At 36.8% G+C, this 16,364-nt stretch carries 15 protein-coding genes and 2 pseudogenes; 9 read left to right on the forward strand and 8 right to left on the reverse strand.

The genetic code is table 11. The features are described from left to right. Nucleotides 1-42: 42 nt before the first annotated feature. Together BN1082_RS10245 and BN1082_RS27420 are read right to left on the reverse strand one after the other, a co-directional pair. Nucleotides 43-324: a cupin domain-containing protein gene (locus BN1082_RS10245; protein WP_090633955.1), complete on the reverse strand. Its 282-nt coding sequence runs from the start codon at nucleotides 322-324 to the stop codon at nucleotides 43-45. 13 nt (nucleotides 325-337) lie between these two features. Beyond that, complete coding sequence (locus tag BN1082_RS27420; protein ID WP_176699730.1) at nucleotides 338-484, reverse strand: hypothetical protein; 147 nt, start codon at nucleotides 482-484, stop codon at nucleotides 338-340. Between the two features lie 165 nt (nucleotides 485-649). On the opposite strand from BN1082_RS27420, the gene BN1082_RS10250 reads away from it, so the two are divergent. Beyond that, nucleotides 650-1,888, forward strand: coding sequence for a MerR family transcriptional regulator (locus BN1082_RS10250; RefSeq protein WP_176699731.1), 1,239 nt, complete (start codon nucleotides 650-652; stop codon nucleotides 1,886-1,888). A gap of 539 nt (nucleotides 1,889-2,427) precedes the next feature. Here BN1082_RS10250 and tnpA read toward each other — a convergent pair. The 3 genes from tnpA to BN1082_RS10265 form a co-directional block, all read right to left on the reverse strand. Further along, complete coding sequence (gene tnpA / locus BN1082_RS10255; RefSeq protein WP_090634945.1) at nucleotides 2,428-2,832, reverse strand: IS200/IS605 family transposase; 405 nt, start codon at nucleotides 2,830-2,832, stop codon at nucleotides 2,428-2,430. Nucleotides 2,833-3,115: 283 nt separating this feature from the next. Further along, complete coding sequence (locus BN1082_RS10260; protein ID WP_090633959.1) at nucleotides 3,116-4,822, reverse strand: S53 family peptidase; 1,707 nt, start codon at nucleotides 4,820-4,822, stop codon at nucleotides 3,116-3,118. A gap of 423 nt (nucleotides 4,823-5,245) precedes the next feature. Then, nucleotides 5,246-6,238, reverse strand: a complete 993-nt coding sequence (locus BN1082_RS10265) for a peptidoglycan recognition protein family protein (RefSeq protein WP_090633961.1) — start codon at nucleotides 6,236-6,238, stop codon at nucleotides 5,246-5,248. Between the two features lie 513 nt (nucleotides 6,239-6,751). Here BN1082_RS10265 and BN1082_RS10270 point away from each other — a divergent pair. From BN1082_RS10270 to BN1082_RS26980, 3 genes and pseudogenes are all read left to right on the forward strand, one after another. Then, complete coding sequence (locus BN1082_RS10270) at nucleotides 6,752-7,180, forward strand: helix-turn-helix domain-containing protein (protein ID WP_090633962.1); 429 nt, start codon at nucleotides 6,752-6,754, stop codon at nucleotides 7,178-7,180. Further along, nucleotides 7,171-7,983 (forward strand): RNA-guided endonuclease InsQ/TnpB family protein, encoded by an 813-nt coding sequence (locus BN1082_RS10275; protein ID WP_245640408.1) that lies wholly within the window; start codon nucleotides 7,171-7,173, stop codon nucleotides 7,981-7,983. The genes BN1082_RS10270 and BN1082_RS10275 overlap by 10 nt, the downstream gene beginning before the upstream one ends. 360 nt (nucleotides 7,984-8,343) lie before the next feature. Continuing rightward, nucleotides 8,344-8,478, forward strand: a pseudogene (locus BN1082_RS26980) (DUF4386 domain-containing protein); the annotation flags it as partial. On the opposite strand, the pseudogene BN1082_RS10280 reads toward BN1082_RS26980, so the two are convergent. After that, a pseudogene (locus BN1082_RS10280) lies at nucleotides 8,434-8,957 on the reverse strand (Crp/Fnr family transcriptional regulator). The pseudogenes BN1082_RS26980 and BN1082_RS10280 overlap by 45 nt on opposite strands. A 183-nt stretch (nucleotides 8,958-9,140) precedes the next feature. Between BN1082_RS10280 and BN1082_RS10285 the strand changes: the two are divergent. Next, the gene (locus BN1082_RS10285; protein ID WP_090633965.1) at nucleotides 9,141-10,001 is read left to right on the forward strand and encodes a helix-turn-helix domain-containing protein; all 861 of its coding nucleotides are present in this window, start codon (nucleotides 9,141-9,143) and stop codon (nucleotides 9,999-10,001) included. Nucleotides 10,002-10,056: 55 nt separating this feature from the next. Further along, the gene (locus BN1082_RS10290; RefSeq protein WP_090633967.1) at nucleotides 10,057-10,434 is read left to right on the forward strand and encodes a VOC family protein; all 378 of its coding nucleotides are present in this window, start codon (nucleotides 10,057-10,059) and stop codon (nucleotides 10,432-10,434) included. Between the two features lie 84 nt (nucleotides 10,435-10,518). Here the strand turns inward: BN1082_RS10290 and yeiL are convergent, their stop codons facing one another. Next, on the reverse strand, nucleotides 10,519-11,190 hold the full coding sequence (yeiL, locus tag BN1082_RS10295; protein WP_090633969.1) for a transcriptional regulator YeiL: 672 nt from the start codon (nucleotides 11,188-11,190) through the stop codon (nucleotides 10,519-10,521). A gap of 81 nt (nucleotides 11,191-11,271) precedes the next feature. Here yeiL and BN1082_RS10300 point away from each other — a divergent pair, with 81 nt between their 5' ends. The 3 genes from BN1082_RS10300 (at nucleotide 11,272) to BN1082_RS10305 (ending at nucleotide 14,258) form a co-directional block, all read left to right on the forward strand. Continuing rightward, nucleotides 11,272-12,444 (forward strand): MFS transporter, encoded by a 1,173-nt coding sequence (locus BN1082_RS10300; RefSeq protein WP_090633971.1) that lies wholly within the window; start codon nucleotides 11,272-11,274, stop codon nucleotides 12,442-12,444. Between the two features lie 502 nt (nucleotides 12,445-12,946). Then, nucleotides 12,947-13,192: a hypothetical protein gene (locus tag BN1082_RS27425; RefSeq protein ID WP_176699733.1), complete on the forward strand. Its 246-nt coding sequence runs from the start codon at nucleotides 12,947-12,949 to the stop codon at nucleotides 13,190-13,192. Continuing rightward, a complete protein-coding gene (locus BN1082_RS10305) occupies nucleotides 13,173-14,258 on the forward strand; it encodes a GerAB/ArcD/ProY family transporter (RefSeq protein ID WP_090633972.1) in 1,086 nt (361 codons plus the stop codon). The genes BN1082_RS27425 and BN1082_RS10305 overlap by 20 nt, the downstream gene beginning before the upstream one ends. A 272-nt stretch (nucleotides 14,259-14,530) precedes the next feature. Here the strand turns inward: BN1082_RS10305 and BN1082_RS10310 are convergent, their stop codons facing one another. After that, nucleotides 14,531-15,832, reverse strand: a complete 1,302-nt coding sequence (locus BN1082_RS10310) for a C40 family peptidase (protein ID WP_176699734.1) — start codon at nucleotides 15,830-15,832, stop codon at nucleotides 14,531-14,533. Between the last annotated feature and the right edge of the window lie 532 nt (nucleotides 15,833-16,364).

The raw sequence follows: 16,364 nt of genomic DNA on the forward strand, positions 1-16,364 counted from the left end.
ATCCCCCCTTGACTTTATTACCATGATGAATCCATCAAGAAGTTACTCCCATTCAAAATTGTTTTTGTACGCCTTCTTGACGTAATGCGGAATTTCCCATTTGCACGGAAGTCCTTTTGGAAAAGAAACGAGCATATTAGGTTGGATTAAATGGACTGTATCTCCAACCGTAACAAGCAGCTCTCCTTCTAAAAAATAGCAGGTTTCCTGTTCAGGAAATTCTCCTTCCGTTACACTCGGGCCGCTATCCCATACCTCCCATGTATCAATACCCAGACTTTTTGCTTTCTCCCAGCTCATCTGTTTGATGATGAATCCTTTCATCGTACCATTCCTCCTAATATCCCGTATCAACGGGCTGTAAGACCGCTACCTCAAGATTGAGAGATAAGAAGATAGGTAGGGGATCATTTACCCGATTAAGATCCTTTGTCAAAGATGAGGAGTAACCATTCGTTGCTTCCCAAAGAGACAAATTGTTCATTTTTCCAAATCCCCTCTTTCTTTTGACCATTTTCCTTTTGTATACTAAGTGTAGGATAAATATAAGATGTCCAGTTAACCTAATGGCAACCTCTTTATTTTCAGAAATTTTAAAAAATTATTGGGTATAGCCGACGTTTTTTCAGGATATGAAAGGAGTGAGCAAGTGCGGATCGGTACTTTTGCCAAAAAATTCGGTGTAACCATCGATACAGTTCGTTATTACATTGAACTTGGTCTTGTCATCCCAGTTAAAAAAGATGCTCAGTTTGAATTTGTGCAAACATGTATAGATGACATGACCTTGATTACAGAATTAAAGCAATACCAATTCACCCTGAACGAAATTCTCAAAGTCCTGTCATTCAAACGGATTACCTTATTTACAGACAATGAGGATATCGACTTTTACATCCAGACACTTCTTGAAAAAAAGCAGCAACTTTTGCAAGAAAAGGAGCAGATTGACCATTCGGTCCGTTTAATCGAGGAGAAAGTGGAAAGTTTATACAAGATATCTGTAATCGAGAATGCAACCGGTGTTCCTTTATCATTCGTATCCCGCTTTCATTGCCCTGAATGTCAAGTAACACTAAGGATTAAAGAGGCGCAAATACAAGGAGAATATCTGTTTTCCGGCAGGATGGAGTGCGGATGCGGATATATGGCGGAAATCGAGGATGGGATTATGATAACTCCCGTTAACAATCAAGCTCCTAAAAACGAATACTATATTTATGACCGAGAGATGTTCCATGACATGACGCCGGGACTCATCAGCGTACTGGAAAAGGGAAACTTGTGGGTGTTCAAGAGAATGGCTAAGGAAAATCTAACGAATCGGGTCGTCATTCAGACCAACATAGAGACATTTGTCTTTTCACCGAAATTCGTTGCGGCACTGCAGCCAGATGTTTTCTATATATTTACAGGAAACAACCTCGAGATGCTGCACAAATTAAAAGCAAAAATCCAATACATCAACCCTCAACTTCCCGTGCTTTACATAGTAAACACTGATATGAGAATCCCGTTAAAACATCAATCCATTGATTGTGTCATCGACTGCTTATCATTCATTGAATATTCGTTGTTCAACCATTCGTTTGCATTGGAAAAATTGCTTCCATATTTGAAGAAAAACAGTTTTATTGTTGGGTTCACCTCCTATTACGGGACACATGCCAGATCACTTGCTAACATGGTTCGTTTCTTTCCCCACTCCTTCCCTAAGAATCTGCATCAAGGGTTTGTAGAGGGAAATCTGAACGAGCACGGATGCAAAGTAACAGAAAAAGAGTATCTCGGTTTCGTAACCAATCCTGGAGAGTATATCGAGTTTCATGTAGAGAAAGAGAAATTACATTTTTCCGCCTATCTCGCAATGTGCCAATCCGTGTCTTAGTCACATCAGAACAGGAGTCGATGAGCTTATACCTAATAGAAAAGTTCCTTTCTGATCAAAAATAAAGGGTAGCTGTCAGCAATGACCTCTACCCTATCACCAATCGCTTTTTAGAATGAGACTTTATGATTTCCCCTAAAGATCCTTCGCTTCATATATTTTTATTGTGCCTAGCCATGATAATAAAAATAAAATAGCTATTATTACACTTCCACTGACACTCCCCATGCCTGAAGGCAGGGGGTTCTATTTCATACCAACTTTGGCTCTCCAAACCTAATGCGAAAAGAAAGAGGCTTGGCATCACCTTTACCTAATGAAACTTTTTAGGTCGAAACCGTTCTGACGAACTTCGTTCGTGTGGTTGGATTTCCTTCCATCTCACAGCTTATTGACCCACGGAGCGTGTCTACACCGTTGTTTATTATTTTAGACTCCAAACGTAGAAATTAATTTCCGTTCTTTCTTCATTTCTTTTAAATCACTGACGCAAGTTTCTAACAAGGGTTTGATTTTATCCCATTCCTTGTTGGCTTCTTTTAACGATAACTTATGGGACTTGGTAACGTGTTTAGCTGAAAAAGCACTACATCCAAAGTAGTTCCACCAACGGTGGAAACAAAATAACTGTTTGTCCAAAGAGAAGGAATACGGCTTTTTAGCCAAGGAAATTCTTTGCGAAGAATACGGGAAGAAACCCCTTTTAAATGGCGAACCAATTTATTGATACCAAATTGAGGGTCTACCTCGACTAGAAGGTGAACGTGGTCGGGCATGACTTCTAATTCGATAATCTCTGCTTTCACCCCATTGGCTACTTCAAAAAGAATTGATTTGAGTCTTTCATCTACTCCTTCAACTAAAACATTTCTCCGATACTTTGGACACCATACAACATGATACTTACAGGAATAAACGACATTGTTATTTGACTTGTACTTCATATAACTTTTCATAGTTAAATTATACCATACAACTAAATCTAATAAACTACTTTTGATAAAGAATACCGCATCCACCGACCATTCATAAAGAAAGCCCAATATCCTATTTAAACGAAAACGGCGGCCTCCATTTTATGAAGGCCGCCCTTACTTTTTTCTTTTTATTGAATCTGAAAGCTTAGAAATCAGTTGGATTTCTGTTGTCATTTGTTCCTTTAAAAGCAATTTGGATCGTCTGGCCTTTGTAACCGTGCTGACAGTTCACTCGCCTGTACTCGGACGATCAATTTATATCGCGAATTAGGTTATAGGCGTCAGGTGTACCAATACCAGTAGCCATATCATAGCCAGATGTTGCTGGATAGTACAAGTTATTTCCAGAAGTAATATCATGATAGGCCTGATAAGTTTGTGTCGTATTAAAAGCCTTATACAAGGTTGGATTCGCTTGGCCAAGATTCCCTTTGCCATTCGCTGCTGCATATTGATTATTAAGCGCCGCGATTCCCGCCCATACCGGTGCAGCAGCCGATGTACCTCCCACTACAGTCCAGGTACCTTGGCTATAGATAGAATAACCAGTACTTGGGTCAGCATCTGCTGATACATCTGGAACCTGACGTTTTCCGTTCGAATAACTATTTAGTACACCAGGACCTGACTGGAACGAAGGCATTGCATATATTTTGGACAAACCACCGCCCCCACCGGTCCTGTTCCTTTTGTTGCTCCAAACCAATTCTGAGCTATAAGATGAGCTGCTGAGATTTAGGTGGGTACCTCCAACGCCTGTCACGTACGGATCATTTGCTGGACTGTCGACCTCTAAAGTAGAACCGCCGGAATCGTAGGCGCCATTGTCACCAGACGCAGCAAAAATACTTTGTCCTTGTGCAGCATATTGCTGGAAAATCGTATGTAGGCTATTCATGGTTGCACTCGAAGAATGCTGCTCGCCTATTCCCCAGCTGACAGAGATCGATTTTGCTTTATTATCAGAGGCAATTTTTTGATAAGTATCGATTAAACCTCGATCCGTATTTGGTCCCTCATATACGACCACTTGTGCTTTTGGAGCAATCGCATTGATCACCTCAATATCCAGTTCTACTTCGACTTCACCTTGACCTGCAGCACCGCTATAACCGTCGACATATACATTCGTTGGTGCAGGACTTCCAAGGCCATAGTAACCGTTATAGGTGCTAATGTTCGAAGCTTTATACCCGTCTAGCTCCATGACTGCTACGGTTTGACCAGCTCCTGTATAACCGGAACTTGCCAGCGGACTGATATCGTATGCCCCTTTTAATTCAACTGGTGTATACCCACCCGCTGGGCCGCTGCCAACATTCGGTTTTACAGCTGTTGAATTTGGATTTACTAGCGGGGATGGGGTACTGATTTTGGGATGTGTAAAGTGTGCTTCGTTATTTAAGCCTTCAATATTGGTGATCACCCCGGAAAATTCTGCTGGGATGCTAGGCGCAGTGTCATTTGAATAATAGATTTCCCCTTTAGAATTTTTATAGTTATTAATTTTTATACCAAATGTATCTTCCATCTGTCCAGTTGTACCGCTAACGGTAATAAACGCATTATTGGATGAAACGTTTTGTACTTCAAAGCCTTCACTTGTTAAAAAGTTCTTAACATTGGCTAGCGTTTCATCAGTTGGCCCATATTGATTTTTGAATTCGTCTGGTGATAAATAGTGCTTGTAGTTGGGGGATGAGGGATTGTTTAGACTAGCAATAAAATCGTCTAGTTTATCACTGTTTCTTAATTGAAGGGCAATCGTTAAGGAAGCATTTGTACTGCGACTTGTGTGACCAATCAGGTTACCGTGCTTTGCAGCCATTGGAGTTGCTTTAGTAAGCTGAACGTGGTTTGACGCTGCAGCAAAGTTTGAACCTCCAGACATGTACAACGTCAAACTTAATAACGATGCAACAGTTGGTATCAATAGCTTTCTTTTCCCTTTTTTCATCCTTTCAACTCTCCTTTTCTTTTTATTTGGTATAAAATTCAAAATATTCAATTTTCAATTATATTTTAATAGGTAGATTATACCTAAGTATATATGCCATTTGGCACATTATTAATTAGAATTGAATGAGAAAGTAGACTGACTAACAAAATACTCCTGCAAGAATGTATTTGAAAGAATTAAAAAAACAACCTACCGCCTGATAGGTTGTTTCTTACTGACTTTTATAGTCAAATTTAATCTATTTCTATAATACATTCTTAAGAGGATTAAATATTTACCCTACTTTTTAATTTACGGGAAGTACATGAATACTGTCTGATAGAACTGGTTAATTCGATTCAGGACCTTTTAATTTGGATGCTAAATGGTTCGTAAAAATCCACAATAAAGACTTAATATGACCTTTAAGGGAATTTAAGTTCAATGCATAGATGCTGAAATTTCTTGCATTTTACGTGACACTAGAGGATAAAAATAAGTTTTTGCACTAGTAGTAGAGTTCCCCCCAAAAAATCCAGTACCAGGGCAAGTTTTAACCTCATTTTCTTTACTGTTATCTAACACTCTCTCCTTTGTTTTGTAATGCCACCAATGATGATAAGTAATACTGTCAATGGACGGTGTTAACCCGAATTTTATACAAAGTAAAGCAGTTAAATAAACAATCGTTTCCTTTTGTTCCTCAGACATTACATCATGGCCAATATCAAAGTTCCCAACATTTTCGATGGTTATCCCTACTGAATTTGCCATAGATCCAATTGAACCTTCGGGAGCTATGTCAAGTGGTCTAGCAACGGCTATTTTCCCATCAGGAAATGTCGTGATATTTTGAGCAATATTTTTCCATCCCATTGTATTTACATGATAATTCTCCATACTCTTCAACAGTCTAAAATGATTAGAACCATCAAATGTCTTGTATGATGGTGACCACGTATGGTGTTGTTGGATTAAACATATTTTTCTAGTAAATCTGTTGTGAAATAACCAATCCCTAAATTCCTCCTTCGTCATAAGAATATACTGTCCTTGCATTGTCATTTTTTTAGGAGTAATCTTTAATATTTGCCCTATATGTATTTGCTCAGATGAAAGTCCATTTATTGTTTTTATAATATCGACTGAAGAATTATATGCTGATGAAATATCCCTAAGTGTATCCCCTGCAACAACTTCATACATCATCGGAACCCACAATTTCTGACCAACTAATAATGTATTGGATTGCAATCCATTTGTTACTTTTAGCTCTTCTACAGAAGTATCATATTTATTTGCAAGTTCAGGTAAAGTATCACCTGATTTTACTTCATAAATATTGCTTGGGTTATTTCCAGCTGCATGAGCAGGAGATATATGAAGTAGCATATTTAAAATCAACATAATTACAATCAGGAAAAATTTTTTCATTTTTTATTTCCTTTCAAATGTAATCAATAAGCTCTGTTTTTGCATCAATGTACCTTTTTCATAAAATTTCTTTAACCATAGTTTGTAGAACTGCAAAGAGATTATGCTTTGGTGATTTGAAATTTAGTTTTTTTCGTAAATTCACTTTTCGCATAAAAGGTCACTCTTACAGAAAAAAGCACCTAACCATAGTTAGATGCCTTTTTAATAGCTATTTTCAACAGTTAATGAGGGAAATTTATCAAAAATGAAAAACATCAAGAGTATTCAGCTTTTCTTTGATGCTTCGTTTGATGTCTTTGTGCTTACTTGTGATACGGTCACAAAATCTACTACTATAAATAATTGTGACAATAAAAATGATTTGCACTCTTGATGACCTACCGTCCGCACACCCATTACTTTAGTGATGGGTGTGCCGGCGGTTTTTTAAGTATAATTAACAAAAAAGCGTACAAATGTTCGCGTTTGTGGTATACTATTCTTATCAATAATAATTGGAGGTGAGTCTAAATGGCAAGAAGAACAACCAAACAACGAAATGAAGAATTAGCCAAAGAAGGCAAACGACTTCGCCATTATGGACTCAAACTCCGCATGAACCCTTCTAAGAATCAACGACAAGCCATCCATCAAAACATAGGAAATGCTCGTTTTACGTTTAATTTTTATCTTTCCGAAAAAAAAGAAGTGTATCAATTAACAGAAGAAACCCTCACCTACGGTGAGTTTAAAAAGGCTTTTAATAATTTGAAAGATCATCCTTACTTTTCTTGGCTAAAAAAGTCGGATAAGTTTGCCTTAGAATGTGCCATGGAACAAGTAGAGGATGCATATAAACGCTTCTTTAGTGGTCAAAACGACTTCCCTCAATTTTCAAAAGCAAACATAAATCCAAGCAATCCTACACGACAAAAGAAACCAATGGAAATATTAAATTGAATATCGAAAAGGAAACTGTTCAACTTCCGAAACTAGGAAAAGTAAAGGTTCGTTTCTCCAAAAAGCATCGACAGAGGTTCCGAGAAAACGGACTAAAAGGAAAAATTAAGTCCGCTACGATTACTTACCATAGTAGTGGTCAATACTATGTCTCTTTGAAACTAGAAGAAATCGTGGATTTAGTCAATCCATTGGATTTTCCCCTTATTCCTGACGACCAAATTATTGGTTTGGATTTAGGATTAAATCATTTTTATATTGACTCTAATGGGAAGAAAGTGGACAACCCTAGATACCTCAAGGAAAATCTACAAAAGTTAGCCAAGCTACAACGACAATTAAAAAACAAAAAAATCGGCAGTTCCAACTACAAGAAATTACAAAAGAAAATTAGCAAACTTCACCTTCATATTGGGAACCAACGAAAAGACTTTTTGCACAAAAAATCTCGAAAACTCGTGGACGAAAACCAAGTTATTGTGTTGGAAGATTTGAATGTAAAAGGTATGATTCGAAACAGGAAGTTGGCAAGGAGTATCGCAGATGTCGGTTGGGGAACCTTTAAAACCTTCATAACTTATAAAGCTGTGTGGGCGAATAAAACTGTCGTGTTGGTTGACCGTTTTTTCCCTTCTTCAAGACTATGTAACGGTTGTCATAAGAAAAATACGCTATTATCACTATCTGACCGTGTTTGGGTTTGCCCTCATTGCGGCACGGAACATGACAGAGACGAAAATGCGTCCAAGAATATAAAAGAAAAAGGGATACTCATATTACGGTCCCTTCCGAAAAGTGCATAAATGAAGCTTTTTTTACCGTCGGAACGACGGAGTGTGCCTGTCAGCGTCTTAGACGTTGTTTATCCTTACTTGGAAGGATAATGGAGAGAATGTAAGACGTTCCGTATTGGAATGCAGTTCTCGATGAAGCAGGAATCCAACGACTAGCGTTAGGTCACAAACAGGGTTTTACGCCCGAAAGGGCGTTAAATCCTGCGACTTTAGTCGTGGGAGGTTCAATTAAGTCAATGACCAGCCATAGTCTTCCTTTTAAAATGAAAATCAACAACGTAATACAGGAGGTATCTTATGGCTAACTAGGTAAAAGAACAATCGTATCAGCGAAAATCTGCTTTGACTGCTGGTACATCACTTATCATCATGTCACTTGCTGCATTTTTTTCCTATGGCTTTGTCCATGGAAGTCTTGTGGTGCAAGGGTATGCCAGCGCCACTTTTCATAACATTAAGTCATCCAATATGCTTTTCAAAGCTGAAATCTTTGGTTGGGTTATTTGGTCGTTTCCGTAATTGTGCTTTGTAGCGTTCTTCGGTGTAGATGCGATAAATGAAGCCAATTCATCTTGTACCTCACCAAAGTTGTGCTCGGTCATCTTTCGTGTCATTGTTTCTAATTATGAGTATTTGTTATACATGTCATTTTGGGTATCAAGGGCACCAACGACCAATATACAATCTTCTACACAAGTTAAAGAATACGCCGATGACTTATCTTGTTTATGATGATTGAAATTTGGAATGGCTTGTTCTTCTGTATAGAAATTGGATGTGACCTCTTTTCCCATTTCATCTATAGAATACTGCCTCACACACCCCTTCAATACGAAAAAACATTTAGTGGGAACATCTCCTTGTCTAAGGAGCATTGTTCCTTTTTTATATTCTTCAATAAGTACATCTTTAACGATTGCCTGTTGTTCCTCTTCGTTAAGCGTTGTAAATTTAGTCAAATACTTTAATAATATTCCTTCCATTTTGCTTTCAACTCCTTGGTTAAGCCATTATGCTTAATATCATCATAATTCTAAACCGTTTGTTTTGATTAAAAGAATAGTTAGATCAAATTGATAAATGAGAAGATGTTATTACTTGCTTTCCATTATTATGTATAATTTACTTATCTGAAAATTTAGTTACATGATTATGGAGACGGTAGTATGACGAATAAGACTCCTACTAATTATATTTTACATGCAAAAAGCAACCAGTTTTATTGGGAAGGAAACGGTCAATTATCTATTAAAACATTCTATAATGGAAAGGCACATTACAAGACTAGTAAAGGTTTTTTTGCTGTTGAAGAAAGCAGATACTTACTTCTTAATGAAGGGGCCTATACCATTTCAATCGATGACAAAAAGGCCGTTGAATCTTTTTGTATTTTTTTCAAAGATGGGTTTTCTGAAGAAGTTTTAAACACATTCCTTACATCAACTGATAAACTTCTAAGTGATCCTTTTAAGGATACAAATTCTATTGGTTTCTTTGAAAAAACTTATCAAACAAGTGATAAACTTTCTTCTCAATTATTAAACTTGAAAGAGAATCTTCCTGTTCTTGAAAATGACCCTATTGGTTATGAAGAACAATTCCACAAATTAATGCATACTTTATTATTTGATCATATCAATACTCTTAGAGAAGTTGAAACACTAAGTGCGGTACGAAATTCTACACGTGAAGAATTATATAGAAGGATAAGTATCGCCCATGATTATATAAGATCCTATTATGATAAACCCATCAATTTAAATGACATTGCACAGATTGCTTGCCTATCGCCAAACCATTTATTAAGAACATATTCTCAAATATATGATAAAACACCTCACCAACATATTTCACAATTTAGGATACAAAAAGCAAAGCAGCTTCTATTAAATTTAGACTTCTCTATTACAGATATAACATTTGAAATTGGTCTAAATAACCCTGTATCTTTTAGTAAAATGTTTAAGCAACATGTTGGAATTTCTCCCCTTGAATTTCGCAAAAAAGTGATTTTGGATAAGAAATAGTAGATTAAATTGTTTATTCTTATGTTGAAATGATACTTGAAGGGAGAAATGTTTTTTGGAAAATAATATGATTCAAAAAGTAGGACAAATTGGGGTACCAGTTAAAAACCTAGATAAAGCAGTACATTTTTATAAAGATCAACTTGGGCTTTCCCTTTTATTTAATACTGACAACATGGCGTTCTTTGAATGTAACGGGCTTCGTCTCCTGTTAAGCCTCCCAGAAAAGGATGAATATGTTTATTCTAGTTCAGTTATTTATTTTCAAGTTAACAATATTAAAGACACCTATGAAAAATTAATAAATATGGAAGTTGTTTTTATCGATGAACCACATATTGTAGCGAAAATGGGACAAATGGAAACATGGATGGCATTTTTTAAAGACACCGAAGGAAATACTCATGCTTTAATGAGTGAGGTACAAATTTAATAAAAACATTGAGAGGGTGTCCCAAAACTTTTTGGGGCACCCTCCTCTTGCTATCTATACCACTATTTATTAATCGCAAGTTAATTATTTATTCCTCAACATCTCAGCAAGTTCATATAGTGAGTTGTGCTGTTGAATGCGATAGTGACGTCCTTCCTTTTGCAAATACCCTTTATCACAAAATTGTGCAAGCACATGCAATAAGTGTCGATAGGAGACGCCTAAAAAATCACAGACAGTTACGTGTTTCTCCTTATAGACCTCTCCATCAGCGGTTTGCAAAATAAAATCTGCAAGCCGGTTTTCAAGCGGGAAGGCGAGACTTTGCGAATACTTTGCAGAAAATTTTGTTGCTTTTATACTTAAAAACTTGGTTAGTTCACGTAGAAATTTCGCATCTTCTAGCATTTGTGCGCGATAGCGATGAAAAGGAAGCGCAAAGCAAATGGTCTTAGTGGATGTTTGGATCCCTTTTGTATTGTACACCTCATGTAATAATTCCATTTCTCCAATATAATCATTCGCGTTGATAAAATTAATTAAGGAAACTTTCCCATTTTGATGCGTTACATAAGTTTTTGCTTTTCCTTCAATGACATAAAATAAAAAATCCGGTCGCATGCCTTCTTGAATAATCCATTCATCGCGTTTATATTCATGCACTTCTATAAACTCTTCAATAGGAAAAGAAAATAACTGCGCAATGGAGTACTCCTTTAAATAGCTTTGCCTTTTCTCATTTTTATAAATTTCCATAATCCACCCCAAAAATATGAGATATCTCATATTATTGTACGTATCTCCATGATATCATGCAAACAATGAGGGGGATACAGAATGAACACACAACGCTGGATGAGTAGACAGTTTTTTAGTTTTTATATGACATGGGGCGTTTTTCTACCCTATTGGACTGGATGGATGATTCATACAAAAGGGATTACGGTTTCACAAGCTAGTTTGATTATGAGCTTAGGTTTGGTTACAAGAGGCATTTCTACATTAATTGCGTTTCCTTATTTATCGAGGAAATTTAGTAGTAAAACCTTATTAAATGGGATGGCAATCGGCACACTAATTGCCATTCTGTGTTGTATTCCAGAGAGTTCCTTTGTTAGTTTACTTGTGGTAACGTTACTTTTGAATTTTGTTTACCCAACGTTGATGCCTGCTTTAGATAGCGCGGCTGGCGTACTTGCGCAAAATAATCAATTAAGACATTACGGGAAAAGCCGCTCGTGGGGATCTATCGGGTTTGTCGTGGCCGGCATGATCTTAACCGTCTTTACAGGGGCGTTTGGGGATGAAGTGATTTTATGGGCGCTATTACTCAGCACATTGGTATTTGTGTGTCTTGGTTTTATGCGTGCACCCGTTGTTTTATCTGAAAAACCGCAAGCGGATCAAACAAAAAAAGGTGGTATGCTGGAATTATTTCGCATCAAAAACTTTGGTTTGGTGCTCGTCATTGTGATTTTACTGCAAGCGGCACACGCTTCTTATTACAGCTATGGCTATCTTTTTTTACAAGAAATCCATGCACCCAAATATTTAATTGGTGTGATTCTTAACATTGCCGTGATCGCAGAAATCATTTTCTTCTTAATCGCAGATCAGAGATTTCATAAATTTTCAGTTGGCTCCTTACTGACACTAGCGGCACTTGGTTCAACCGTACGTTGGATATTAGTATTTACCTTTCCAAATGTTATTGTTTTCTGTATCGCGCAAACATTGCATGCATGCTCATTTGCAATGGGGCATTATGCCTTTATGAAATATTTAATCAAAAATATTCCACATGCGCAGATTTCGAAAGCACAAGGTATGTATTCAGCGCTGGCACTTAGCTGGAGTACTGCGGTATTCACGATGTTCGGTGGTTATTTATACGAAATCGAGCCAAGATATGCCTTTATCGGGATGATTGTTTGTACCATACCGTCAATGCTGCTTGCGCTTGTTTATCGGAATTTGGAACATAAAAAGGAAATAGCAATTTCTATTTAGTTTGTTTATTTAAGACCATACGAAGCTTAAAACGATCTTATCTGCCGCGCAAATCTTCGGATATTCATGCAGCGGCATATTTTCGTTTTTCCGATGCTTAAGATTATTGTCGAGTCATTGGGTAATATTGGGCTATTTTTATAAAGCAGGCTTGTCCACTTTGGACAAGCCTATTAATTTAGCATCAATTAAAATCTTACTCGTTTCAATTAAATGTATAATTTTACAATAAATTTAAATTTGAAATATATTTTATTAACAAATTACTTATATACTAAGATTATAAATAATAATTCCTAAAGGAGTTGTTATAATGATGGAATTCGTTGTTCGACTGGTTATTTTGATTCCCATTCTTACAATTCTTTAATCTTAACAATATACGAAGCTAATCCGCATTTATATACGTTCTCATCCTTGCTTCTCTCAAATTATTGGGAGAAGCTTTTTTATATTTGTACTCCAGAAAAAATTTAATTTCTACCCATTAATAAAAATATGTTTGAACAATAGGTTGAAACCACTATACCGTTTTCTGATTCATCTGCAGCATCAAGGAATAATGCTCCTTTTAATGGTTAAATTAATAAAAATTGTCATGTCTCTTCGAATTGAAAATTTTATGGATACATTTATACGTTTTCCTATATGGAGCTTGAATCAACGCTCCCATGATCCGCATCCAAAAAGGATGAATCAAGAAAGATATTCAAGGGAGTGGGAACAGGATGATCCCAGAAAAGAGTAGAATTTCTCAGGGGCAGCTTATGTTTTTTATTTTACAGTCCCAAGTGGGGGTTGGAATTTTATCGCTTCCAAATAAAATGCAAGCAGGCGCCAAGGGCGGAGGGTGGATTTCTGTTTTAATCGCCGGATTTGCCGTCCAAGTAATTATTTTAATTCTTTGTGCACTTTGCAAACGGTTTCCTTCCGATACAATATACCATTTCTTACCGAAGATTACCGGGAATCTTATTGGGAATCTGCTTTGCATTGGCTATATTAGCTATTTTCTGCTTACTGCAGGAACGATTTTAGCCAAGTTTGCCGATGTCGTGAGTCGATGGGTGCTGCAAGAAACACCTAGATGGACATTATTACTTCTCGCCGTTCTTACCTGTATGTATTTGCTCAAAGAAAACGTACGAGTAATTGCAAGACTGTTTGTCATCACTACATCAACAATCATTGTAATGGTGATATTATCCTTGATCGGTTATGTCAAAATGAACTTAAGTTATATTTTTCCTATAACAGAAGTGGGTTGGGGGAAAATACTTTTAGCAGCGAATGATGCCTTATATCCTTTAATTGGGTATGAAGTAATATTGGTAATTTATCCATTTGTTAAAGGGAAAAGCGGCGGGAAATTAAAGGCAACTTCTTTAGGGAATATGTTGAGTACACTTTTTTACACATTTGAGGTGTTTACCAGTTTAATCATATTTAGTCCAGCGGTCATGCCCGCGATTTCGGAACCTCTCCTCTACATGCTGAAAGGTTTTTCTTTTCAGATCATTAATCGGATTGATTTGATCTTTTTATCGTTATGGGTATTTATTGTTTGTACTTCCATGGTTTCATGGACATTCATGGCAACGGTTGGATTGGCTCGCTTCTTCCACCGAGACGAACATAAAAAGGCCGTTCCTTATTCCTTATTCATAATCTTTATTCTGGCTATGATGGCTCAAGAATCATCGATCAGCGACTTCTTTGATCAAATGGTAAAGTTTGCTCATTATACTTTTGTGATTGGAATTCCGTTGATCCTCCTCTGTTTGACGTACTTAACTAGAAAAAGGTGGACGTAAGCTAAATGAAAAGGATCTGCTTGTTATGGACGGCCAGAAAGTGAGTATAGTTGAATATCCGAAAGATTGCTTATGATAAAAAAATGTCACGCAATTAAACAGTATCTTACTAAAGAGATGACTGATTTGGAAAAAGATCAATAAATAAAAGAGCCATAGATTCAAAATGAATTTATGGCTCTAACTATATTCAAAATTAGATTTTTACAAGTTAATCATCTTTCGGTTGTTCTTGTTTTGAGACCTGTATCTCTTTTTTACAACCTACTTAATTAATATGGAGATCTAGCACCTAGATATCTAGTTTTCCAATATGTAGATGTCATATCAGAGATAACTACACCTTGTGATGCAGCACTAATGAACTTATTGTTACCAAGGTAAATTCCAACATGTGATGGTCCTATTTTGTATGTTTGGAAGAAGACAAGATCCCCTACACTTGGTGAATTTACTGGAGTTGTTGCATTCCACTGTGTTTCAGCTGTCCGAGGTAGAGAAATTCCTACATTATTAAATACATATCTTGTATAACCACTGCAATCAAATCCTGCTGGAGTATTTCCTCCCCAGCTATATGGTGAACCCATGTATTTCTTAGCCTCATCAATAACTGCCTGTACTTTTGATGCGGAAGTCGCCGGTGCTTTTTGAGCTACATTTGAATTTGCAGGCGCAGCTGGTTTTTGAGCAGGTGCTGGATTTGCAGGCGCAGCTGGTCTTTGAGCAGGTGCTGGATTTGCAGGTGCAGCTGGTCTTTGAGCAGGTGCTGGATTTGACGGCGCAGCTGGTCTTTGAACAGCTGGTGTATTAGACGGTGCTACTGGTTTTTGAGCAGCTGGTGTATTGGCCGGTGCCGCTGGTTTTTCTGCAGCTGGTGTATTGGTCGGTGCCACTGGTTTTTGAACAGCTGGTGTATTGACCGGTGCCGCTGGTTTTTCTACAGCTATTGATTTGGACGGAGCCGCTGGTTGAATAGGTGCTGAAGCTGCAGGCACTTTATTCATGGCAACATTTGATTGAGCTCTGCTCACATTTAGAGTTTGTCCAACATTAATTCTGTTAGTTGTTAAATGGTTGTTTGCTTTAAGCTGGGAAACCGATAGATTAAAACGAGCTCCTATCGTAGAAAGGGAATCACCTTTTTGAACAACATAAGTCGAATGGTTGGTAGTAGTTGATACCGGAGCTGGAGCTGGAGCCGGAGCCGGAGTACTTGAATTCGAATCTGCTATTTTCAATTGCTGACCGATACGAATCAAATTTGATGTTAACCCATTTAAGCTTTTAAGTGTACTTACTGAAGTATTATAAGATCGTGCAATTGTCCAAAGACTATCACCTGATTTTACCGTGTATGTAAGTGATAACTTTTGATTCACATAAATTTTATCATCTGATAGATGATTCCAATCTTTTAAATCATTAATAGAAACATTGTTTAATTTTGAGATTTTCGAAAGGCTGTCTCCTGAATGAACCGTATATGTATTTTCTTGTGCACTTGCAGAGGCTCCAAAAGCAGTAATTATAAGCCCGGCAGATGCAACTGCTGTTACTAGATTTTTCTTCAACTTTAGCACTTCCTTAAAATTCTTTTTTTTTTAATATATTAGGATACTAAAGAAATTTAACATAAAAAACAGGCAGGTAAAATGGGTATTAAGTAAGGTTATTCCTCCAATGAGAATGTAAGCGCTTCCTATTACAAACAATAGAAATAGAGCTAAATGTTATAATGTAAGGGGTTTAAGCCCATATTTCGAGTTTATTCAACACTATTTGTAACATATTTGTAAACATATTTTATTTTTAGTGAATTTTTCGATAAATACTATTTTACTAGCTTAAAAGAACTAAAATACTCTTTTGGCTATTGATGACCTTTGATTTTATTAATTTCTTAGCCTTGTTGATGTTGTTTTTTGTAAAAAGAAAACTAGAGTTAATATCAATTTCTCAGGTATTGGTGACTGAAATCATTTTGAATTTTATGTGCCGTTTTGGCTGGGATATATGCCGTTCCATCTCGAGCACCCATTTTATCCATTAAAAAGAGCCCCATTTATTAATTTAGGAGCTCTTTTTCTAGATTTTCACCTGCAA

This window comes from Neobacillus massiliamazoniensis, assembly GCF_001048695.1.
GTDB classification, from domain to species: domain Bacteria; phylum Bacillota; class Bacilli; order Bacillales; family Cytobacillaceae; genus Neobacillus; species Neobacillus massiliamazoniensis.

What these genes read in the sequence shown, in the direction of transcription:
- yeiL (WP_090633969.1), bottom strand. Translation starts at nt 11,190, where the DNA reads ATGGAAATTTATAAAAATGAGAAAAGGCAAAGCTATTTAAAGGAGTAC.
- BN1082_RS10270 (WP_090633962.1), top strand. Translation starts at nt 6,752, where the DNA reads ATGGCAAGAAGAACAACCAAACAACGAAATGAAGAATTAGCCAAAGAA.
- BN1082_RS10300 (WP_090633971.1), top strand. Translation starts at nt 11,272, where the DNA reads ATGAACACACAACGCTGGATGAGTAGACAGTTTTTTAGTTTTTATATG.
- BN1082_RS10285 (WP_090633965.1), top strand. Translation starts at nt 9,141, where the DNA reads ATGACGAATAAGACTCCTACTAATTATATTTTACATGCAAAAAGCAAC.
- BN1082_RS10305 (WP_090633972.1), top strand. Translation starts at nt 13,173, where the DNA reads ATGATCCCAGAAAAGAGTAGAATTTCTCAGGGGCAGCTTATGTTTTTT.
- BN1082_RS10260 (WP_090633959.1), bottom strand. Translation starts at nt 4,822, where the DNA reads ATGAAAAAAGGGAAAAGAAAGCTATTGATACCAACTGTTGCATCGTTA.
- tnpA (WP_090634945.1), bottom strand. Translation starts at nt 2,832, where the DNA reads ATGAAGTACAAGTCAAATAACAATGTCGTTTATTCCTGTAAGTATCAT.
- BN1082_RS10245 (WP_090633955.1), bottom strand. Translation starts at nt 324, where the DNA reads ATGAAAGGATTCATCATCAAACAGATGAGCTGGGAGAAAGCAAAAAGT.
- BN1082_RS10265 (WP_090633961.1), bottom strand. Translation starts at nt 6,238, where the DNA reads ATGAAAAAATTTTTCCTGATTGTAATTATGTTGATTTTAAATATGCTA.
- BN1082_RS27420 (WP_176699730.1), bottom strand. Translation starts at nt 484, where the DNA reads ATGAACAATTTGTCTCTTTGGGAAGCAACGAATGGTTACTCCTCATCT.